We start from the raw sequence: 20341 nt of genomic DNA, 5'->3' as shown, positions 1-20341 counted from the left end.
CTCTCGTCGGAAACGACAAGACAACGATCGCAATCCCGTGGGCATCGTCATCTACGCGCGTAGGCCCTGAGCGGCTACTCTCGTCCGCGTGAACGCTTCAGTTATTCCGGACGACATCCAAGGCGACCCGTACGCCGCCGCCGACGCCGCCGCCGCGCGCCTCCGCGAGCTGACGGGCGCCGAGACCCACGACGTCGCCCTCGTGATGGGCTCCGGCTGGGCGCCGGCCGTCGACGCGCTGGGCGAGCCCGAGGCGGACTTCGCCGTCACCGAGCTGCCCGGCTTCCCGCCGCCGGCGGTCGAGGGCCACGGGGGACGCATCCGCTCCTTCAAGATCGGCGACAAGCGTGTGCTGGTCTTCCTGGGCCGCACCCACTACTACGAGGGCCGTGGCGTCGCCGCCGTCTCGCACGGCGTCCGTTCGGCCGTCGCCGCGGGCTGCAAGACGATCGTGCTCACCAACGGCTGCGGTGGCCTGCGCGAGGGCATGCGCCCCGGCCAGCCGGTCCTCATCAGCGACCACCTCAACCTCACGGCGACGTCCCCCATCGTCGGGGCCAACTTCGTCGACCTCACCGACCTGTACTCCCCGCGGCTGCGCGCCCTCTGCAAGGAGATCGACCCGACCCTCGAAGAGGGCGTGTACGCGCAGTTCCCCGGCCCGCACTACGAGACTCCGGCGGAGATCCGCATGGCCCGCACGATCGGTGCGGACCTGGTCGGCATGTCCACGGTCCTCGAGGCGATCGCCGCGCGCGAGGCGGGTGCGGAGGTCCTCGGCATCTCCCTGGTCACGAACCTCGCCGCGGGCATGACGGGCGAACCCCTCAACCACGAGGAGGTCCTCCAGGCGGGCCGCGACAGCGCGACCCGCATGGGCGAGCTCCTGGGCCAGGTCCTGAACCGCGTCTGACGCTCCGCGGACGGGTGGGTGGGCACCCTGCGCGTCCCCCCGCGGGCGGTGAGTGGGGGCGCGCCCCGTCTCCCGGCCGCGGGCCCGAACAGTCCCGCCGCTCCGCGGCGGATCACTCCCACCCACCCGTTCACCCCGCACCGCGAGGCGGGGGTAGGGGCGGGTGGGCTTCCGTACCTGCGGGGCAGGGCACGCCGCTGGGTACCAGCCACGGTGCCGGGGCCGGACAGCGCACCCACTGGTCCGCGCCCGCCCGCGAGACGCGAGGGGACGTGGGGGTATGTGCGCACGGAGCACCGAGCACACCCCGACGTTCAGGAACGCCCGACGCGGCGCAGGGATAGCGAGTACGTACATACCCGCGCGGCCCCGCCCCCACGGACGGACCCTGGGCGCACCCGCCCCACCACCCCGCACCCAGAAACGAACCCCAGACGCACCGCCCCCACCCACCCGCACCCGCACCCGCACCCGCGCAGCCACGCAGCCACGCACCCCCAGACCACCCCAAGGCGCAGACACCGCCCAAGGCGCCCCGCCAGGAGAGGCTGAAGATCCCGTGCAGGACGACACCCCCGCCACCTCAGAGCTCATCGCGCAGGCCCGGTCCTGGCTGGCCGAGGACCCGGACCCGGAGACCCGCGAAGAGCTCGGCAAGCTCATCGACGCCGAGGACACCGCCGAGCTCGGGGCCCGCTTCGCGGGCACCCTCCAGTTCGGCACCGCCGGCCTCCGCGGCGAACTCGGCGCGGGCCCCATGCGCATGAACCGCTCCGTGGTGATCCGCGCCGCCGCAGGCCTCGCCGCGTACCTGAAGGGCAAGGGACAGACCGACGGCCTCGTCGTCATCGGCTACGACGCCCGCCACAAGTCCGCCGACTTCGCCCGCGACACCGCCGCCGTGATGACCGGCGCCGGCCTCCGCGCCGCCGTCCTGCCCCGCCCCCTCCCCACCCCCGTCCTCGCCTTCGCCATAAGGCACCTGGGCGCCGCCGCGGGCGTGGAGGTCACGGCCAGCCACAACCCCCCGCGCGACAACGGCTACAAGGTCTACCTCGGCGACGGCTCCCAGATCGTCCCGCCCGCCGACGCGGAGATCGCGGCGGAGATCGACGCCATCCGCAGCCTGGACGACGTCCCGCGCCCCGAGTCCGGCTGGGAGACCCTCGACGAAGCCGTCCTGGAGGCCTACCTGGCCCGCACGGACGCCGTCCTGTCCCCCGGCTCCCCCCGCACCGCCCGCGCCGTCTACACGGCCATGCACGGCGTCGGCAAGGACACCCTGCTCGCCGCGTTCGCCCGCGCCGGATTCCCCGCGCCGACGCTCGTCGCCGAGCAGGCCGAGCCGGACCCGGACTTCCCCACGGTCGCGTTCCCGAACCCGGAGGAGCCGGGCGCGATGGACCTGGCCTTCGCGACGGCGGCCCGCACCACCCCCGCCCCGGACCTGATCATCGCCAACGACCCGGACGCGGACCGCTGCGCGGCGGCGGTCAGGACCGGTCCCGGCGGAGCCGACTGGCGGATGCTCCGCGGCGACGAGGTCGGCGCCCTCCTCGCCGCCCACCTGGTCGGGCGCGGCGCCACCGGAACGTTCGCCGAGTCGATCGTCTCCTCGTCGCTCCTCGGCCGGATCGCCGAGAAGGCGGGCCTGCCGTACGAGGAGACCCTGACCGGCTTCAAGTGGATCGCCCGCGTCGACGGCCTCCGCTACGGCTACGAGGAGGCGCTCGGCTACTGCGTCGACCCCGAGGGCGTACGCGACAAGGACGGCATCACCGCGGCGCTCCTGCTCGCGGAACTCGCGTCCGAGCTCAAGGAGGCGGGCCGCACCTTCCTCGACCTGCTCGACGACCTCGCCGTGGAGCACGGCCTGCACGCCACCGACCAGCTGTCGGTCCGCGTCGAGGACCTGTCCCTGATCGCGGACGCGATGCGCCGCCTGCGCGAGCAGCCGCCGACGGAGCTCGCGGGCCTGCCCGTGTCCAAGGCGGAGGACCTGACGCGCGGCACGGAGACGCTGCCGCCCACCGACGGCCTGCGCTACACGCTCGACGGCGCCCGCGTCATCGTCCGCCCGAGCGGCACCGAGCCGAAGCTCAAGTGCTACCTCGAAGTGGTCGTCCCGGTGACGGACAAGGCCGCGCTCCCCGAGTCCCGCACCCGCGCGACGGACCTGCTCGCCGCCATCAAGCGCGACCTGTCGGCGGCAGCGGGCATCTGACACCAAGCCACTCGGACACCGGCGTGCACCCGGCCACCACCCGTCCGAGTGATTCCACGCAGCGACTGCCGCAGTGCCCCGGTGCGCTGCCGGTCTTCCCAGGTAGGGACGACCGGTAGCGCACTTTCACGTTCCGGGAGCCGCCGCAGTGCCGTACGGATTCTCCGAGCCCCCCACCGCCGCCCCGACCCGCGTCCCCGCACCCGCGACAGCGACCGCGGCCGCGTCCGGCAGTCCCCACGGCGGCGCCGCGTCCGCGCCCCCGGGTCTGAGAGCACGCGCCACCCGTGCCCTGCGCCACGCCTGGCCCGCCCTCGCCGCGTACACGGCCGTCCGCGCGCTCGGCCTGCTGGTGTTCACCGTGTGGGCCCACCGCGACCACCGCGGCGTACGGCACCTGCTCATGGAGTCGTGGGACTGCGACTGGTACCTGAAGATCGCGCAGAACGGTTACGCCCACGAGCTCGGCACCCGGATCGACGGCAACAACCTCGCCTTCTTCCCGCTCTACCCGCTGCTCGTCAGGGCGGGCGACGCCCTCGCGCCGTGGTTGCCGCGGGGCGCCGCGGGCCTCTCCGTGTCGGTGGCCGCCTCGCTGCTCGCCGCGTGGGGGATCTTCGCGGTCGGCGACCGGCTGTACGGACGTAGAGCCGGTGTCGTCCTCGCCGTGCTCTGGGGCAGCCTGCCCGTGGCGCTCGTGCAGTGGATGGGTTACACGGAGTCCCTGTTCACGGCCCTGTGCGCGTGGTCTCTGTACGCGGTGCTCAGCGGGCGCTGGCTGTGGGCGGGTTCCTTCGCCGCACTGGCGGGCCTGACGCGTCCCACGGGCGTGACGGTGGCCGCGGCGGTCTCCCTGAGCGCCCTGTTCGCCCTGCGCCGCCCACCCGTCGTCCGGCCGCTCCGCCCGCTCCTCGGCGCCGTCATCGCCCCCCTCGGCTGGCTGGCGTACGTCGGGTGGGTGGGCCTGCGCCTCGGCCGCTGGGACGGGTACTTCGCCGTACAGAAGCTGTGGCGCAACAGGTGGGACGGCGGGGTCGCGACGTGGCAGCGGATGCGGGACCTGTTCGTCACCGAGCGGCCCGCGCTCTTCGTGGCGATGGTGACGGTCGTCCTGCTCGGCGCGGTCGTGCTGTTCGTGCTGTCGGCGGGCGACCGGCAGCCGCTGCCCCTGCTGGTCTTCAGCGGTCTGCTGCTCGTGATCGTGCTCGGCAGCAGCGGCGTCTACTTCCCCCGGGCCCGCTTCCTGCTGCCCGGCTTCCCGCTGCTGCTGCCGGTCGCCGTGGCGCTGGCGCGCGCGAGAGCACACGTACTCGTGACGGTGCTGAGCGCGGCGGCGCTCATGTCGGCGGTGTGCGGCGGCCACATGCTCCTGGGCTGGCACGGCCCGCCGTAACCCCGGCGCAGCCCCCCGAACAGACTCCTCAGGCCACCGCGAGCAGCACAGCGAGCAGCACCGCCCCCGCGGCGCACGGCGCGAGGATCTCGTACGCCCAGCGCACCACGGGCTCGCCCTGCGCGGACTCCGCGTCGGCGCGCCGTTCGGCGAGTTCGCGGAGCTCGTCCATGGACAGGTCGCCCGCCGCGCGCGTGGGCGGCGCGTTGGGGTCGAGGAAGGGGCGGCCGCCCGTCGGGTCGCCGGACGCGGCGGCCATCGACCGCCTGCGCGCCGCCCTCTTGCGGCCGCGCATCGAGACGGGGATCGCCCAGAGCTGGAACTTCGTGCCCGCGCCGGTGAGGACCTCGTTGGAGTAGCCGGAGCGGAGCGTCGCGACGGACGCCCACGGCAGCGTGATGGTCCGGAACGGGTTGCGGATCCGGAGGCGGTCGTCGTTGGCGTACACGGCGGGCCGTACGGTGAACGCGACGATCAGCGGCACGGCGAGGAGCAGCCCGGCGAGCGCGAGCCACGGGGTGCGGCCCTCGCCGCGGACCACGGCGTCGATGCCGAGCCAGGCGCCCAGGGCGAGCAGCAGGACACCGCCCGCGATGCCGGCCGGGGACCGATAGGTGCGGTCCTTGTAGACGGGCTCCGCCGCGGGGTCTTGAGGGTCGCTCATACCCTGATTCTGCCTGAGAGCCTGCCGGGCGCCCCGTCCCCTCCCCCTGTACAGCAGCTACGCGCGTAGATATGCTCCCCTCGTGACCATGCCCACTGCATTCGCTGACGTGACAGCGTCCGACAGCACGCTCCGCCGCTTCCTTCACGGGCTGCCCGGCGTCGACGCGGTCGGCCTGGAGGCGCGTGCCGCCTCGCTCGGTACCCGTTCGATCAAGACCACGGCGAAGGCGTACGCCATCGACCTGGCCATTTCGATGATCGACCTGACGACGCTCGAGGGCGCCGACACCCCGGGCAAGGTCCGGGCGCTCGGTGCGAAGGCCGCGAACCCGGACCCGACCGACCGTGAGACCCCCCGCACCGCGGCCGTCTGCGTCTATCCGGACATGGTCGCCACCGCCAAGGAGGCCGTCGGGAACAGCGGCGTGAAGGTCGCGTCCGTCGCGACCGCCTTCCCCGCGGGCCGCGCGGCGATCGAGGTGAAGCTGGGCGACGTGCGCGAGGCCGTCGCGGCGGGCGCCGACGAGATCGACATGGTCATCGACCGGGGCGCGTTCCTGTCGGGTGACTACATGACGGTGTTCGAGCAGATCCGCGCCGTGAAGGAGGCCTGCGGCACCGCCCGCCTGAAGGTCATCTTCGAGACCGGTGAGCTCTCGACGTACGACAACATCAAGCGCGCCAGCTGGATCGGCATGATCGCGGGCGCCGACTTCATCAAGACCTCGACCGGCAAGGTCGGCGTCAACGCCACCCCGGCCAACACCCTGCTCATGCTGGAGGCCGTCCGCGACTTCCGTGCGCAGACGGGGGTGCAGATCGGCGTGAAGCCCGCGGGCGGCATCCGCTCCACCAAGGACGCGGTGAAGTTCCTCGTGCTCGTGAACGAGACGGCCGGTCCCGACTGGCTGGACAACCACTGGTTCCGCTTCGGTGCCTCTTCGCTCCTCAACGACCTGCTCATGCAGCGTCAGAAGCTGGCCACCGGCCGCTACTCCGGCCCCGACTACGTGACGGTGGACTGATCACCATGACTTCCCCCTTCGAGTACGCTCCGGCGCCCGAGTCGCGCTCCGTCGTCGACATCGCGCCGAGCTACGGCCTGTTCATCGACGGCGAGTTCACCGAGGCCGCCGACGGCAAGGTCTTCAAGACGGTCTCCCCGTCCTCCGAAGAAGTCCTCTCCGAGGTGGCGCAGGCCTCCTCCGAAGACGTCGACCGCGCGGTGAAGGCCGCCCGCAAGGCCTTCGAGAAGTGGTCGGTGCTGCCGGGTGCCGAGCGCGCCAAGTACCTCTTCCGCATCGCCCGGATCATCCAGGAGCGCAGCCGCGAACTGGCCGTCCTGGAGACCCTGGACAACGGAAAGCCCATCAAGGAGACGCGCGACGCCGACCTCCCCCTGGTCGCCGCGCACTTCTTCTACTACGCGGGCTGGGCCGACAAGCTCGACCACGCCGGGTACGGCGCGAACCCCCGGCCGCTCGGCGTCGCGGGCCAGGTCATCCCCTGGAACTTCCCGCTCCTGATGCTGGCCTGGAAGATCGCCCCGGCGCTCGCGACCGGCAACACGGTCGTCCTGAAGCCCGCCGAGACGACCCCCCTGAGTGCGCTGTTCTTCGCGGACATCTGCCGCCAGGCGGGCCTGCCCAAGGGCGTCGTCAACATCCTTCCCGGTTACGGCGACGCGGGCGCGGCCCTGACCGCCCACCCGGACGTGAACAAGGTCGCCTTCACCGGCTCGACCGCCGTCGGCAAGGCCATCGCGCGCCAGGTCGCGGGCACCGACAAGAAGGTCACGCTCGAACTGGGCGGCAAGGGCGCGAACATCGTCTTCGACGACGCGCCCATCGACCAGGCCGTCGAGGGCATCGTCACCGGCATCTTCTTCAACCAGGGCCAGGTCTGCTGCGCGGGCTCGCGTCTCCTCGTACAGGAATCGGTCCAGGACGAGGTGCTCGACGCCCTCAAGCGCCGCCTCTCCACGCTCCGCCTCGGCGACCCGCTGGACAAGAACACCGACATCGGCGCCATCAACTCCGCCGAGCAGCTCGCCCGCATCACCGCGCTCGCCGAGACCGGCGAGGCGGAGGGCGCTGAGCGCTGGTCGGCGCCGTGCGAGCTGCCCTCGTCCGGCTACTGGTTCGCGCCGACGCTGTTCACCAACGTCACGCAGGCGCACACCGTCGCGCGCGACGAGATCTTCGGTCCGGTGCTGTCGGTGCTCACCTTCCGTACGCCGGAAGAGGCCGTCGCCAAGGCCAACAACACCCAGTACGGCCTCTCCGCCGGCATCTGGACGGAGAAGGGCTCCCGCATCCTCGCGGTCGCCGACCGCCTGCGCGCGGGCGTGATCTGGGCCAACACGTTCAACAAGTTCGACCCGACCTCGCCCTTCGGCGGCTACAAGGAATCGGGTTACGGCCGCGAGGGCGGTCGCCACGGCCTGGAGGCGTACCTCGATGTCTGACCGTTTGAGCGTCTTCAAGACCTACAAGCTGTACGTCGGGGGCAAGTTCCCCCGCAGCGAGAGCGGCCGGGTGTACGAGGTGTCCGACTCGAAGAACAAGTGGCTGGCCAACGCCCCGCTCTCGTCCCGCAAGGACGCGCGTGACGCGGTCGTCGCCGCGCGCAAGGCGCAGGGCGGCTGGGCGGGCAGGACGGCGTATCTGCGCGGCCAGATCCTCTACCGCGTCGCGGAGATGCTGGAGGGCCGCAAGGACCAGTTCGTCCGCGAGGTCGCCGAGGCGGAGGGTCTGTCCAAGTCCAAGGCCGCCGTGGTCGTGGACGCGGCGATCGACCGCTGGGTCTGGTACGCGGGCTGGACCGACAAGGTCGCCCAGATCGTGGGCGGCGGCAACCCCGTCGCGGGCCCCTTCTTCAACCTCTCCTCGCCGGAGCCGACGGGCGTGGTGACGGTCGTCGCCCCGCAGAAGTCGTCGTTCCTGGGTCTGGTCTCCGTCATCGCGCCCGTGATCGCGACGGGCAACACGGCCGTGGTGATCGCCAGCGAGGACTCCCCGCTCCCCGCGCTCTCCCTCGGTGAGGTGCTCGCCACCTCCGACCTGCCCGGCGGCGTCGTGAACATCCTGTCCGGCCGTACGGCGGAGATCGCCCCGTCGCTCGCCGCGCACCAGGACGTGAACGCGATCGACCTCGCGGGCGTCGAGGACGACGTCCTGGCCAAGGAGCTGGAGGTCGCCGCGGCGGACAACCTCAAGCGTGTCGTCCGTCCACAGCCTGTGGACTGGTCGGCCGACCCCGGCACGCACCGCCTGACGGCCTTCCTGGAGACCAAGACGGTCTGGCACCCCACGGGTTCGCTGGGCGCGTCCGGCTCGGCGTACTGAGCCGCTCCGCACCGCGAAGCCCCGGCCTCCTCCGTCCAGGAGGCCGGGGCTTCGTCATGCGCGCGGTGCGAGCCCGAGCCGGACCGCGATGCCGTCCAGGACGCAGTCGAGGCCCGTCTCGAACTGCCAGGCGGCGTCGTCCTTGCGGCCCGCCCCGATGGCGTAGCGCCGGTAGGCCGGATAGCGGCCGGTGCCCATCAGGTACATCATCTGCGGCGCGAGTCCGGCGCGTGCCTCTTCGCCGCTGGTCCAGCCGTTGTCCTGCATGTACTGGCGCAGCGCCACCTCCGACTGGCTGACGCCGTGCACGTAGGCGCCGACGGTGCGGAAGGCCGTCATGATCGTGTCGGCGTCGAGCCCGTGGTGCTCCAGTGCCGCGAGCTGCCGGTCGGCCATGGCCATCCGGTTCGGCGTCAGGGCGAAGTGGGGCGTGGGGAGCTGGGCGAGCCAGGGGTGCGCCAGCATCAGGCGGCGGCTGCCGACGGCGTACGCGCGCAGTACCTCGCGCCAGCCGGCCACGTCCTCGGCCACGACGACCTCGGCGGTGACCCGGTCGACCATGAGCGCCCACAGGTCGTCCTTGCCGGAGACATGGCGATACGCGGCCATGGGCGCGACGCCGAGTTCGGTGGCGAGACGGCGCATGGTGACGGCCGCGAAGCCTTCGGCGTCGGCGACCTTCACCGCGACCTCCGCGATCTTCTGTGGCGTCAGCGCGGTGCGCTGCGCGGCTGCCGGGCGCTCCAGGCGTTCCCAGAGCGTGATCTCGGGCTCGACCTTCTTCTGTGCTGCCATGCGTACACCGTATCCCTTGTAGACGCCGTACACACCAGTGTGTACGTTGTACGCGAACGATACGCCGTACACATTCCCGGGGGACCCCCATGACCGCAGCCATTTCCCGCCCCGCCGCACTCCGCGTCGCGATCCTCGTAGGCAGCACCCGCGAGGGCCGCTTCGCACCCGTCGTCACCCGCTGGATCAAGGGCCACCTCGACCAGCGCGACGACATGGACGTCGACGTCATCGACCTCGCCGAGACCCCGCTCCCCACGGTCCTGCCCGCCTTCGGCGCGCCGCCCGCGCCCGCCACCGCCGAGGCCCTCGCACTGGTCAGCCCGCGCCTGGCCGCGGCCGACGCCTTCGTCTTCATCACGCCCGAGTACAACCACAGCTACCCGGCGTCCCTGAAGAACGCCATCGACTGGCACAACGAGCAGTGGCACGCCAAGCCGATCGGCTTCGTCTCCTACGGCGGTCTCTCCGGCGGCCTCCGCGCGGTCGAGCACCTCCGGGTCGTGATGGCCGAGCTGAACGCCACGACGATCCGCAACACCGTCAGCCTGCACAACGCCTGGGGCTCCTTCGACGAGCAGCACGGGATCACGGAGCCGGCGAGCGACGCCGCGGTCAAGACCATGCTCGACCAGCTCGCGTGGTGGGCGCTGGCCCTGCGCGAGGCCAGGTCGGCCCGCCCGTACGCCGCCTGACCCGACGTCACCACCGCGAGGACGCCATGAACCAGCGCACGGAGCCCACCGCACCCACCCCCGCCCAGGAGACACCCCCCGCACCACCGGAAACCCCGGACCCGCCCTCCCGGCTCGCCGTCCTCGGCCTGCTGCTCGGCATCATCCTGGCGACGCTCGACGGCACCATCGTCGGCACCGCGCTCCCGACGATCGTCGGCGACCTCGGCGGCCTCGACCACTTCTCCTGGGTCGTGACGGCCTACCTGCTCGCCGCCGCCGTCTCCACCCCCGTCTGGGGCAAGATCGGCGACCTGTACGGCCGCAAGGGCAGCTATCTGACCTCGATCACGGTCTTCCTGGTCGGCTCCGTGCTCTGCGGACTCGCCCAGAACATGGAGCAGTTGATCGCGTTCCGCGCCCTCCAGGGGCTCGGCGCGGGCGGCCTCTTCGTCGGCGCGATGGCACTCCTGGGGACACTGCTCACGCCCGCACAGGCCGGGCGTTCACAGTCGATGATCGGCGTCATGCTGCCCGTCGCGATGATCGGCGGCCCGCTCCTCGGCGGCTTCCTCACCGACCACCTCGACTGGCGCTGGGTCTTCTACGTCAACGTGCCCGTCGGCGCGGTCGCGCTCCTGCTCGTCGGCCTCCTCGTCCGGCTCCGCGGCGAGCGCAGCACGGCCCGGATCGACTACGCGGGCGTCGCACTCCTGACGGCGGGCATCCTGGCGCTGACGCTGCTCGGGACCTGGGGCGGCACGACGTACGACTGGCTGTCCCCGCAGATCGGCGGCCTCGCACTGCTCGCCGCCGCCTCGCTCGCCGCGTTCGCCCGGGTGGAGCGGCGCGCCCCCGAACCGGTCGTCCCGCCCCGCCTGTTCCGCGACCGCAACTTCACGCTCGCCCAAGTGCTCACCTTCCTGGCAGGCGCGGCGATGATGGGGGCGGCCAGCTATCTGCCGCAGTACATGCAGTTCGTCCGCGGCATGTCGTCGACGGAGAGCGGTCTGCTGCTGCTCCCGCTGATGCTGGGCATGATGGGCGCGCAGCTGTACATCGGCAGGGCGGTCGGCAAGGGCGGCACGTACCGTGCGTACCCGATCGCGGGCGGCGCCGTCGCCACGGTGGGCGCACTGGCCCTTCTGACGGTGGACGTGGGCACCTCCACGGCCGTGGCGTCCGCACTGACGTTCGTCCTGGGCGCGGGCCTCGGCTGCCTGATGCAGCCGTCGCTCCTCATCACCATGAACAGCGCGGACCTCCGCGACATGGGCGCCGCCAGCGGCACCAACGCGCTCCTGCGCACCATCGGCGGCTCGCTCGGCGTCGCGGTCCTCGGCTCCGTCTACACCGGCCGCCTGACCGCCTCCCTGACGGAGCGCCTCGGCCGGGACGGCGAGCGCCTGGCGGGCGGCGAACTGACCCCCGCGCTCCTGACCGGCCTCCCCGAACCGGCACGGGACGCCTTCCGGGCCGGGGTCACCAGCGGGCTGCACGGCGTCATGACCGGCACGGCCGTGCTGTGCGTGCTCACGCTCGCGGCGGCGTGGCTGATCCGCGAGGTGCCGCTGCGGACCAGGCCGGAAGCCGCGGCGCCCGCCGACTAGCTCGGCAGCAGCCGCGTCAACCCGCCCACCAGCGGCAGGTCCGCCAGGGAACCCCCCGAGGTGAGCGGGCCGGTGACAAAGCCCGTGTTGACCGGCTTGAAGTCCGCGACCTGCGTACCCAGCGTGTTGTTGAGCGGGTCGGCGCTGGTGTTGGCCAGCGGGTCCAGCTGCAGGTCCTTGAGCGGGCCGAGCCCGCCCGCCGCCGAGTGGTGCAGCGCCGTCGAGAGGCCCTGGAGCGGCGACGCCAGAGGCCCCGGCTCCGCCGCACCGGCCGTCGCCGTGCCCCCCACCCCGAGCGCCGCGCCCGCCACGGTCACGGTGATCCCCGCCCGCAGCAGCGCGCGCGAGCCGGACCGGGGAAGCTTCTTCACTGCGTGTCGTGCCATGGGTACCGCTCACATCCGTGCGTCGTAGGGTAATCGCGCGAGCACGTAGCGTAGTTGAAGGAACGTGTCTGAACCAAGGTCCACCCGCGTGGCGGCGCGTGCGGCGGCACCGGAGCGGGGCGGGGGAGCCCCATCCCGGGCGCGTCGGTTGATAATGGCTCCCGTCCACACGGACGCACCGTGTCGGGAGATGCGGTCCACTCCGGCTGCAAAGGCTCAGAGAATTGGGTTCCCATCCCCCGATACCGACCCGTGTCGTGCTGCTGACGGGCCCTTCCGGCTCGGGGAAGTCGTCGTTCGCCGCCCGCTCGGGGCTGCCCGTGCTGTGTCTGGACGACTTCTACAAGGAAGCGGGCGACCCCACGCTGCCGCAGGTGCCGGGCAGTTCGGACATCGACTGGGACTCCCCGGCCTCCTGGGACGCCGACGTGGCGGTCGCCGCGATCGAGGAGCTGTGCCGGACGGGGCGCACGAAGGTGCCGGTGTACGACATCTCGGTCAGTGCGCGCGTCGGGCAGGAGTCCCTGGACATCGAGCGCACGCCGCTCTTCGTCGCCGAGGGCATCTTCGCGGCGGACATCGTGGAGCGGTGTCGGGAGCTCGGCGTGCTGGCCGACGCGATCTGTCTGCGGGGGCGGCCCTCGACCACGTTCCGGCGGCGGCTGCTGCGGGATCTGCGGGAGGGCCGCAAGTCCGTGCCGTTCCTGCTGCGGCGCGGCTGGCGGCTGATGCGGGCGGAACGCGCCATCGTGGCGCGGCAGACCGCGCTGGGCGCGCATCCCTGCGCGAAGGACGAGGCGTTGGGGCGGGTCGCGGCGGCCGCGGCGGGCCGGTGCGTGCAGGCGCGGGCCAAGGCCTCTTCGTAGGCCCGGGTCAGTCTCAAAAAGCAGAGGGACCGGAAAAAGCAAGACGGACCGGAAAGCAGAGGGACCGGAAAGACCCCCCGGCCTTCCGGTCCTCCACTTGTTTCCCCCGTGCTGTCCCCCGTGCAACCGCCGCAACCCCCCGGAGCGACGGCCCCCCGTGTTTCCCCCTGCCCTCAGGCGACCAACTCGCCGAAGGACTCCTCCTCGTCACGGCCGAAGCTGAGGACCTCGTCCTCGCGCAGCCGGCGGAGCGACCGCCAGATGCTGGACTTCACCGTGCCGACACTGATGTCGAGGATGTCCGCGATCTCGGGGTCCGTACGACCCTCGTAGTAGCGGAGCACGAGCATCGTGCGCTGCAGTTCGGGGAGGCGGGCCAGGGCCTGCCAGAGAACCGCGCGCAGCTCCGTGCCGCGCATCGCGTCCGTGTCGCCCACCGTCTCCGGCAGCTCCTCGGTCGGGTACTCGTTCAGCTTGCGGCGGCGCCACGCGCTGATGTGCAGATTCGTCATGGTGCGGCGGAGGTAGCCCCCGACCGCGGCCTTGTCACTGATCCGGTCCCAGGCCCGGTACGTCGAGAAGAGGGCGCTCTGCAGCAGGTCCTCGGCCTCGAACCGGTCGCCGGTCAGGTGGTAGGCGGTTGCGTACAGGGAGGCGCGGCGTTCCTGGACGTAGGCGGTGAACTCCGCCTCCGACAGTGACTTCCGCTCCCCCGAGTCCTCCCCGTACGCGGCTCCCCCGTGAGCCCTGTCAACCACCGTCATGATCCCGGTGTGCTGACGCCCGGTGCCGCGAGCGCACCCCCGCCCGCTCACGGCACCGGACTTCTCAGACCCCCGTCCGACGTCGTGGAGACGCGTGACAACTGCGCTCGAGCTGGTGCTGTGCAGCGAATTCATCTTGCGCCCCCCGTCGGTGGAGTCCGGCTTCTTCCGTGTGACCAGAACTCTGCCGCAGTCACTTCATGGCGGTGTCCGTCGACTGTCACAGGCCTGTCACAGGGGTCGGGGAGGTCTTCCACCTGTGAAGGTCACGTGTGGGTGCGGGCATCTACCTGCCCATTACGAGCTCGGGGAGGAACCAGCAGTCGAACTGGGCCGTGGCATGGGACAGAATGACGTCCGTGCCTTCCCTGTTGCTGATCGAGGACGACGACGCCATCCGGACGGCCCTGGAGCTTTCGCTGACGCGCCAGGGGCATCGGGTGGCCACTGCTGCCACCGGCGAGGACGGTCTGAAGCTGCTCGGCGAGCAGCGGCCCGACCTGATCGTGCTGGATGTGATGCTGCCGGGCATCGACGGCTTCGAGGTGTGCCGTCGCATCCGGCGCACCGACCAGCTGCCGATCATCCTGCTGACCGCGCGCAGCGACGACATCGACGTGGTCGTCGGCCTGGAGTCCGGCGCCGACGACTATGTCGTCAAACCCGTACAGGGCCGGGTCCTGGACGCCCGGATCCGCGCCGTGCTGCGGCGCGGCGAGCGCGAGGCGAACGACGCGGCGACGTTCGGTTCGCTGGTCATCGACCGGGCCGCGATGACCGTCACGAAGAACGGTGAGGACCTGCAGCTCACACCCACCGAGCTGCGGCTGCTCCTGGAGCTGAGCCGCAGGCCGGGACAGGCCCTGTCGCGGCAGCAGTTGCTGCGTCTGGTGTGGGAGCACGACTACCTCGGCGACTCGCGGCTCGTGGACGCGTGTGTGCAGCGGCTGCGCGCCAAGGTCGAGGACGTCCCCTCGTCGCCGACCCTGATCCGTACGGTGCGCGGCGTCGGATACCGGCTGGACACGCCTCAGTGACCAAACCGCACGACAAGCTCCGCGGCTGGGCCGCGGCGCGCAAGGCGATACTGGCGGGTCTGCGCTTCACGAGTCTGCGGCTGCGGCTCGTCGTGGTGTTCGGCCTCGTGGCGCTCACCGCGGCGGTCTCCGCGTCCGGCATCGCGTACTGGCTCAACCGCGAGGCGGTGCTCACGCGCGCGCAGGACGCGGCGCTCAAGGACTTCAGGCAGCAGATGCAGAACCGTGCGGGCGCGCTGCCCGCCGACGTCTCGCAGGCCGAACTGCAGGCGGCCGCCGAGCAGATGGCGAACAGCAGCCAGCGCTACAGCGTGCTCCTGGTCGCCGAGAAGAAGGGCGGCGGCCAGCTCGTCGGCTACTCCGACCTGGACGCCTTCACGCTCGCCAAGGTGCCGGCCTCGCTGCAGAAAGCGGTGACCGAGAAGCAGCCGCTGACCTCCGGCAACAAGAGCCCCTACCACCTGTACTGGCAGCGGACCGCCGAGCACGGCACCCCGCATCTGGTGGGCGGCGCCAAGGTCATCGGCGGCGGCCCGACCGGTTACATGCTCAAGTCACTGGAGCCGGAGGCGAAGGACCTCAGTTCGCTCGGCTGGTCCCTGGCCATCGCCACCGGGCTCGCGCTGATCGGCTCGGCGCTGCTCGCGCAGGCCGCCGCGACGACCGTCCTGAAGCCCGTGCACCGTCTCGGTGTCGCCGCGCGGCGCCTCGGCGAGGGGAAGCTGGACACGCGGCTGCGGGTGTCGGGCACCGATGAGCTGGCCGACCTGTCCCGTACGTTCAACAGGACCGCGGAGAACCTGGAGAAGAAGGTCGCCGACATGAGCGCCCGCGACGAGGCGTCCCGGCGCTTCGTCGCCGACATGTCGCACGAGCTGCGCACCCCGCTGACCGCCATCACCGCCGTGACGGAGGTCCTGGAGGAGGAGCTCGACGCGGAGACGGGGTCCGTGGACCCGATGATCGAACCGGCCGTACGCCTCGTGGTGAGCGAGACCCGCCGTCTGAACGACCTCGTGGAGAACCTCATGGAGGTCACCCGCTTCGACGCGGGGACCGCGCGCCTCGTCCTTGACGGCGTCGACATCGCCGACCAGATCACCGCGTGCATCGACGCGCGCGCCTGGCTGGACGCGGTGGAGCTGGACGCCGAGCGCGGCATCATGGTCCGGCTCGACCCGCGCCGCCTCGACGTGATCCTGGCGAACCTCATCGGCAACGCACTCAAGCACGGCGGCTCCCCGGTGGAGGTGTCGGTGCGCCTGGAGGACGCGAAGCTGGTCATCGCCGTACGCGACCACGGTCCCGGCATCCCCGAGGACGTGCTGCCGCACGTCTTCGACCGCTTCTACAAGGCGTCCGCCTCCCGGCCGCGGTCCGAGGGCAGTGGCCTCGGTCTCTCCATCGCGCTGGAGAACGCGCACATCCACGGCGGCGAGATCACCGCCGCCAACTCGCCGGACGGCGGCGCGGTCTTCACGCTGTGGCTGCCGCGCGGCGGTGAGGACGACGCGGATGACGTGGACGACGCGGGCGACGCGGGCGAGTCCGCGGAAGGGGGCCAGGCGTGAACGGGCGTCGGATACGGGCCGCGGCCGCCGTCGCGGGTCTCGCCGCCGTGCTCGCCGGGTGCGGGATCAGGACGACGGAGGTGCCGACGGACTACGGCGCGGCGCCGTCGCGGGTGCCGTGTGTGATGTCGGGCTCCACCCTCGCGTCGCGGTCGGGCAACGGGGTGCCGGTGGAGGTCTTCCTGGTGTGCGCGGCGCAGCTGGTGACCGTCGACCGGGATGTGCAGCTGCCCACGGACAAGGCGACCACCGACCGGGTGCGCATCGCGCAGGCCCTCCTCGACCAGCTGGCGGCGTCGCCGTCGGACGAGGAGAAGCAGGCGGGCTTCGCCACGGACGTGCGCCGCGGCACCAGCGTCTCCGGGCCGCGCAGGGGCGACCCCGCGGACGCGCTGCGCCTGAGCACTCCGCCGGAGAACCTGTCCACGTTCGCACTCGCGCAGATCGTGTGCACGCTGGCCGACAACGCGTCGTCGGACGGCGGCACGGTGGTCATGGGCGGCCCCGCGAACAGCCCTTTGAAGCGGTACGAGTGCACTTCGGAGGTGCGGTCCCGGCCCGGGACCGTGGCTCCGCCCGTGCAAACCGTCGAGTAACCACCGCCGGGTACGCGGAACCGATCCTGCCGCCCCCGGCGTCTTGGGGGGCGTGCGTCAAGGCTCGGGCGGTCACAGTGCCGCCATTCGCTTCCGTGCGGCGGGGGGACTCCTCCTCGTCGCACATCTTCTGCTCGTCGGGTGGATCACGCTGCGCCCGCTGGACGTCCCCTGGGTGAGCGCCGCGAACATGGAGCCGCTCGCCGGGATCAAGGCGGATCTGGCGCTCGGCGGTGTGCAGGCGGCCCGCCGGATCGGCGAGAGCGTGCTGCTGCTCGCCCCGCTCGGTGTGCTGCTTCCGCTGGCCGGCGGCCGGCTCGAGGTCTCGCCGTGGGGTTCGCTGGTGCGCACGGTCGCCGCCGGGGCGATGCTGTCGCTCGGCATCGAACTGCTGCAGACCGGGGTGCCCGGTCAGGTCGTCGACATCGACTCGCTGCTCCTGAACACCTTCGGGGTGGCCCTCGCGCATGTCGCCGTCGTGCCCGCGGCCAGGGCGCGGCTCCGTCGTGGGAGTGACGGGAGGGCCCGGGTGCCCCTCCCCCGGGAGGACACGTCTCAGGGTCCGACCCCGACGATTCCCAGGGTCGGTATCGCACCGTAGAGCGATGCTTTGACCTGGTTCGTGAACGTACTGTCGTCGTATCGGGGTACACGGAAGTACCCCGCACCTACGGTTCACGAAGGAGCCCGCCATGACCGCCCTTGCCCGCCCCACCCACGGCCGGATGATCGGCGGAGTGTGCGCAGCCCTCGCCAAGCGCTTCGGCACGTCCGCGACGACCATGCGCGTGATCTTCGTGGTCTCGTGCCTGCTGCCCGGCCCGCAGTTCCTGCTCTACATCGCGATGTGGATCCTGCTCCCCTCGGAGAGCAAGGCGCGTCAGGCCTGGTGATCCGCGGCCGGACGACCGTGACACGACGATGGGGCGCCCCTGCGTGAGGGGCGCCCCATCGGGCGTTCGGACGGGGTCCGGTCAGCCGAGCGGCAGGCCGTTGACGCCGCTGCCGCCGAGGGGCAGGCCGCCGAGCAGGCCGGAGACCGGCGAGGTCGGGCCGCCCGGCTTGGGGCCCTTGACGTTGTTGAGGACGGGCTCGGTGGCGTTCAGGCCGCTGCCGAGGGCGTTCTGTCCGGCGGAGAGGGACTCGGTGGCGCCGGCGGCCGGGACCATGGAGGAGACGGGGCCGAGCGCGGCCGCGGGGTCGGCGGGGACGGCGTTCGCGGCACCGGCACCCGCGGCGGCGAAAGCGGCGCCGAGAGCGGCGACACCGAGGGACTTGGCGGCAGACTGCTTCATCTTCAATGCGTCCTTGCGTCTTTGCTTACGGATGTGGGGAGGGGGGTTTGAGCGGTTCAACGACCGTCAGCAGCCCGAATCACGGGCCGGGCGCAAAAAGGAAAGCGGCCGGGGTGTGCACACCCCGGCCGCTCACGCGTCGTACGACGCGGACGTGAATCCGTCAGCTCCCGACAGAACCGCTGGTCGAGACGGTCTGGCGGAACAGCCATTCGGACTTCAGCTCGGCATAGCCGGGCTTGATCACGTCGTTGATCATGGCCAGTCGTTCATCGAAAGGAATGAATGCTGATTTCATCGCATTGACTGTGAACCACTGCATGTCGTCGAGCGAGTAGCCGAACGTGCCGACCAGGTGCTCGAATTCGCGGCTCATGCTGGTGCCGGACATCAGACGGTTGTCGGTGTTCACCGTCGCGCGGAAGTGCAGCTTGCGCAGCAGCCCGATGGGGTGCTCCGCGTAGGAAGTGGCGGCGCCCGTCTGGAGGTTGGACGTCGGGCAGAGCTCCAGCGGGATGCGCTTGTCCCGTACGTACGACGCGAGGCGGCCGAGGCGGACGGTGCCGTCATCGGCGATCTCGATGTCGTCGATGATGCGCACGCCGTGGCCGAGGCGGTCGGCGCCGCACCACTGCAGGGCCTGCCAGATCGACGGCAGACCGAAGGCCTCGCCCGCGTGGATCGTGAAGTGGTTGTTCTCGCGCTTCAGGAACTCGAAGGCGTCGAGGTGGCGGGTGGGCGGGAACCCGGCCTCGGCGCCCGCGATGTCGAAGCCGACGACGCCCGAGTCGCGGTAGCGGTTGGCGAGTTCGGCGATCTCCAGGGCTCGGGCGGCGTGCCGCATCGCGGTGAGGAGCGCGCCCACGCGGATGCGGTGACCGTTCTCCTTCGCGCGGCGCTCGCCCTCGCGGAAGCCCTCGTTGACGGCCTCGACGACCTCTTCGAGGGTGAGCCCCTGCTCCAGGTGCTGCTCGGGGGCGTACCGGATCTCGGCGTAGACGACGCCGTCCTCGGCGAGGTCCTCGGCGCACTCGGCGGCCACGCGCTTGAGGGCGTCCTTCGTCTGCATCACCGCGCAGGTGTGGGCGAAGGTCTCCAGGTACCGCTCCAGGGAGCCGGAGTCGGCCGCCTCGCGGAACCAGATCCCGAGCTTGTCGGGGTCGGTCTCGGGCAGGCCCTCGTACCCGTTCTCACGGGCGAGGTCGACGATCGTGCCGGGGCGCAGGCCGCCGTCGAGGTGGTCGTGGAGGAGCACCTTCGGGGCGCGGCGGATCTGCTCGGCGCTGGGCGTTTCACGGTCCGTGTGACCGGTCGTGTGTGTCTGGCTCGTCATTTCGGCACTCTAGCGCCTACGCGCGTAGAACTCACTGGTCGATACGTAACAGTGACCCTGCGGAAGGGTGGCGTACACCATGGCTTCTGACACTGTTCTGTCATGGCACAGGAAGGGACCGCGGAGCCGGCGGGCGCGGCCAGGCTCGGGCGTGTGATCGGGACGGCGCCTTCGTCGGTGGGCGGAGTGGTGCTGCTGCTCCCCGGTGGCGCCGAGACCTCCAGCCGCAAGCCGTCGCCGCTCGCGGGGGTCGGGGTGCGTGCGCTGGGCCGCAGACTCGCCCAGGACGGCCGGGAGGCGGGGCTCGTCACGCACGTCGTGCACTACCGCTGCCGGGGCTGGAACGGGGCGCAGGCGGAGCTGGCCCGCGACACGAACTGGGCGGCCGACGAAATCGTACGTCTCTACGGCGACGTCCCCGTCTGTCTCGCCGGAGTGGACATGGGCGGCCGGGCAGCGCTCCGCGCGGGCGGGCACACGGCCGTCGACTCCGTGTTGGCGATGGCGCCCTGGCTGCCCGAGGACGATGTGGCGGCGCCGCCCGAGCCGGTGAAGCAGCTCGCGGGGCGGCGGGTGCTCATCGTGCACGGCACGAACGACGAGCGGACCGATCCCGAGCTGTCGTTCCGGCTCGCCGAGCGGGCGAAGAAGGCGAACCGGGACGTGTGCAGGTTCGAGGTGCACTCGGACGGGCACCGGCTGCACCAGCATCAGTCCGAAGTCCTCGCGCTGGCTTCGGACTTCGTGATGGGGACGTTGTTCGGGGCGGACTTCGCCCGGCCCCTTGAGGACGCGTTGGCGGCGCCGCCGCCGCTGGGGCTGCGGATGCCTCTTGCCTCCGGCTTCGGGCGGTCGCTCCGGAGGTGACCCG

General features: G+C 71.7%; 21 protein-coding genes. 15 read left to right on the top strand and 6 right to left on the bottom strand.

Translation table 11 applies throughout. The annotated features are described in order from the left end of the window. Positions 1 to 88: 88 nt before the first annotated feature. The 3 genes from NOO62_RS25270 (at position 89) to NOO62_RS25260 (ending at position 4530) form a co-directional block, all read left to right on the top strand. Positions 89 to 913: a purine-nucleoside phosphorylase gene (locus NOO62_RS25270; RefSeq protein WP_268773138.1), complete on the top strand. Its 825-nt coding sequence runs from the start codon at positions 89 to 91 to the stop codon at positions 911 to 913. 559 nt (positions 914 to 1472) lie between these two features. Next, positions 1473 to 3137 carry a phospho-sugar mutase gene (locus NOO62_RS25265; RefSeq protein WP_268773137.1) on the top strand — a complete coding sequence of 555 codons (1665 nt, stop codon included), beginning with the start codon at positions 1473 to 1475 and terminating at the stop codon, positions 3135 to 3137. Positions 3138 to 3285: 148 nt separating this feature from the next. Next, a complete protein-coding gene (locus NOO62_RS25260) occupies positions 3286 to 4530 on the top strand; it encodes a hypothetical protein (protein WP_414930879.1) in 1245 nt (414 codons plus the stop codon). 28 nt (positions 4531 to 4558) lie between these two features. Here the strand turns inward: NOO62_RS25260 and NOO62_RS25255 are convergent, their stop codons facing one another. Beyond that, on the bottom strand, positions 4559 to 5194 hold the full coding sequence (locus NOO62_RS25255; RefSeq protein WP_268773136.1) for a PH domain-containing protein: 636 nt from the start codon (positions 5192 to 5194) through the stop codon (positions 4559 to 4561). Between the two features lie 88 nt (positions 5195 to 5282). Here NOO62_RS25255 and deoC point away from each other — a divergent pair, with 88 nt between their 5' ends. Genes deoC through NOO62_RS25240 form a run of 3 tightly spaced genes read left to right on the top strand, consistent with a single transcriptional unit; the run spans position 5283 to position 8543 of the window. Continuing rightward, complete coding sequence (deoC, locus tag NOO62_RS25250; protein WP_268773135.1) at positions 5283 to 6221, top strand: deoxyribose-phosphate aldolase; 939 nt, start codon at positions 5283 to 5285, stop codon at positions 6219 to 6221. A 5-nt stretch (positions 6222 to 6226) separates the two neighbouring features. Continuing rightward, entirely contained in the window at positions 6227 to 7663 is a 1437-nt protein-coding gene (locus NOO62_RS25245) for an aldehyde dehydrogenase family protein (RefSeq protein ID WP_268773134.1), read from the top strand. Then, positions 7656 to 8543, top strand: coding sequence for an aldehyde dehydrogenase family protein (locus NOO62_RS25240; protein WP_268773133.1), 888 nt, complete (start codon positions 7656 to 7658; stop codon positions 8541 to 8543). The genes NOO62_RS25245 and NOO62_RS25240 overlap by 8 nt, the downstream gene beginning before the upstream one ends. Before the next feature lie 54 nt (positions 8544 to 8597). On the opposite strand, the gene NOO62_RS25235 is transcribed toward NOO62_RS25240, so the two are convergent. Beyond that, complete coding sequence (locus NOO62_RS25235) at positions 8598 to 9338, bottom strand: TetR/AcrR family transcriptional regulator (RefSeq protein ID WP_268773132.1); 741 nt, start codon at positions 9336 to 9338, stop codon at positions 8598 to 8600. Positions 9339 to 9427: 89 nt separating this feature from the next. Between NOO62_RS25235 and NOO62_RS25230 the strand changes: the two genes are divergently transcribed. Together NOO62_RS25230 and NOO62_RS25225 are read left to right on the top strand one after the other, a co-directional pair. Further along, positions 9428 to 10033, top strand: a complete 606-nt coding sequence (locus tag NOO62_RS25230; RefSeq protein WP_268773131.1) for an NADPH-dependent FMN reductase — start codon at positions 9428 to 9430, stop codon at positions 10031 to 10033. 26 nt (positions 10034 to 10059) lie between these two features. Next, positions 10060 to 11622, top strand: a complete 1563-nt coding sequence (locus tag NOO62_RS25225; protein WP_268773130.1) for an MDR family MFS transporter — start codon at positions 10060 to 10062, stop codon at positions 11620 to 11622. On the opposite strand, the gene NOO62_RS25220 is transcribed toward NOO62_RS25225, so the two are convergent. Further along, complete coding sequence (locus tag NOO62_RS25220) at positions 11619 to 12008, bottom strand: hypothetical protein (protein WP_268773129.1); 390 nt, start codon at positions 12006 to 12008, stop codon at positions 11619 to 11621. The two genes, NOO62_RS25225 and NOO62_RS25220, sit on opposite strands and share 4 nt — an antisense overlap. A gap of 224 nt (positions 12009 to 12232) precedes the next feature. Here NOO62_RS25220 and NOO62_RS25215 point away from each other — a divergent pair, with 224 nt between their 5' ends. Next, the gene (locus NOO62_RS25215) at positions 12233 to 12874 is read left to right on the top strand and encodes a uridine kinase (RefSeq protein ID WP_268773128.1); all 642 of its coding nucleotides are present in this window, start codon (positions 12233 to 12235) and stop codon (positions 12872 to 12874) included. A gap of 173 nt (positions 12875 to 13047) precedes the next feature. Here the strand turns inward: NOO62_RS25215 and NOO62_RS25210 are convergent, their stop codons facing one another. After that, positions 13048 to 13773, bottom strand: coding sequence for a SigE family RNA polymerase sigma factor (locus tag NOO62_RS25210; RefSeq protein WP_268773127.1), 726 nt, complete (start codon positions 13771 to 13773; stop codon positions 13048 to 13050). 224 nt (positions 13774 to 13997) lie between these two features. Between NOO62_RS25210 and afsQ1 the strand changes: the two genes are divergently transcribed. The 5 genes from afsQ1 (at position 13998) to NOO62_RS25185 (ending at position 17735) form a co-directional block, all read left to right on the top strand. Then, the gene (gene afsQ1 / locus NOO62_RS25205; RefSeq protein ID WP_030779097.1) at positions 13998 to 14675 is read left to right on the top strand and encodes a two-component system response regulator AfsQ1; all 678 of its coding nucleotides are present in this window, start codon (positions 13998 to 14000) and stop codon (positions 14673 to 14675) included. Next, positions 14672 to 16246 (top strand): sensor histidine kinase, encoded by a 1575-nt coding sequence (locus NOO62_RS25200; RefSeq protein ID WP_268773126.1) that lies wholly within the window; start codon positions 14672 to 14674, stop codon positions 16244 to 16246. Before afsQ1 ends, NOO62_RS25200 begins: the two co-directional genes overlap by 4 nt. Beyond that, positions 16243 to 16842, top strand: coding sequence for a hypothetical protein (locus tag NOO62_RS25195; RefSeq protein WP_268773125.1), 600 nt, complete (start codon positions 16243 to 16245; stop codon positions 16840 to 16842). Before NOO62_RS25200 ends, NOO62_RS25195 begins: the two co-directional genes overlap by 4 nt. A 52-nt stretch (positions 16843 to 16894) precedes the next feature. Next, positions 16895 to 17443: a VanZ family protein gene (locus NOO62_RS25190; RefSeq protein WP_414930878.1), complete on the top strand. Its 549-nt coding sequence runs from the start codon at positions 16895 to 16897 to the stop codon at positions 17441 to 17443. A 91-nt stretch (positions 17444 to 17534) separates the two neighbouring features. Next, complete coding sequence (locus NOO62_RS25185) at positions 17535 to 17735, top strand: PspC domain-containing protein (protein ID WP_268773123.1); 201 nt, start codon at positions 17535 to 17537, stop codon at positions 17733 to 17735. 81 nt (positions 17736 to 17816) lie between these two features. On the opposite strand, the gene NOO62_RS25180 is transcribed toward NOO62_RS25185, so the two are convergent. Further along, positions 17817 to 18137, bottom strand: a complete 321-nt coding sequence (locus NOO62_RS25180; protein WP_268773122.1) for an ATP-binding protein — start codon at positions 18135 to 18137, stop codon at positions 17817 to 17819. A 163-nt stretch (positions 18138 to 18300) separates the two neighbouring features. Further along, positions 18301 to 19470, bottom strand: a complete 1170-nt coding sequence (locus tag NOO62_RS25175; RefSeq protein WP_268773121.1) for an adenosine deaminase — start codon at positions 19468 to 19470, stop codon at positions 18301 to 18303. Between the two features lie 102 nt (positions 19471 to 19572). Here NOO62_RS25175 and NOO62_RS25170 point away from each other — a divergent pair, with 102 nt between their 5' ends. Then, positions 19573 to 20337 (top strand): alpha/beta hydrolase, encoded by a 765-nt coding sequence (locus NOO62_RS25170; protein ID WP_268773120.1) that lies wholly within the window; start codon positions 19573 to 19575, stop codon positions 20335 to 20337. The last annotated feature ends 4 nt before the right edge of the window (positions 20338 to 20341 follow it).

Source organism: Streptomyces sp. Je 1-369 (genome assembly GCF_026810505.1).
Lineage (GTDB): Bacteria > Actinomycetota > Actinomycetes > Streptomycetales > Streptomycetaceae > Streptomyces.
Note: the sequence above shows the minus strand (reverse complement) of the source record. Positions and strands in the feature narration are given on the sequence as shown.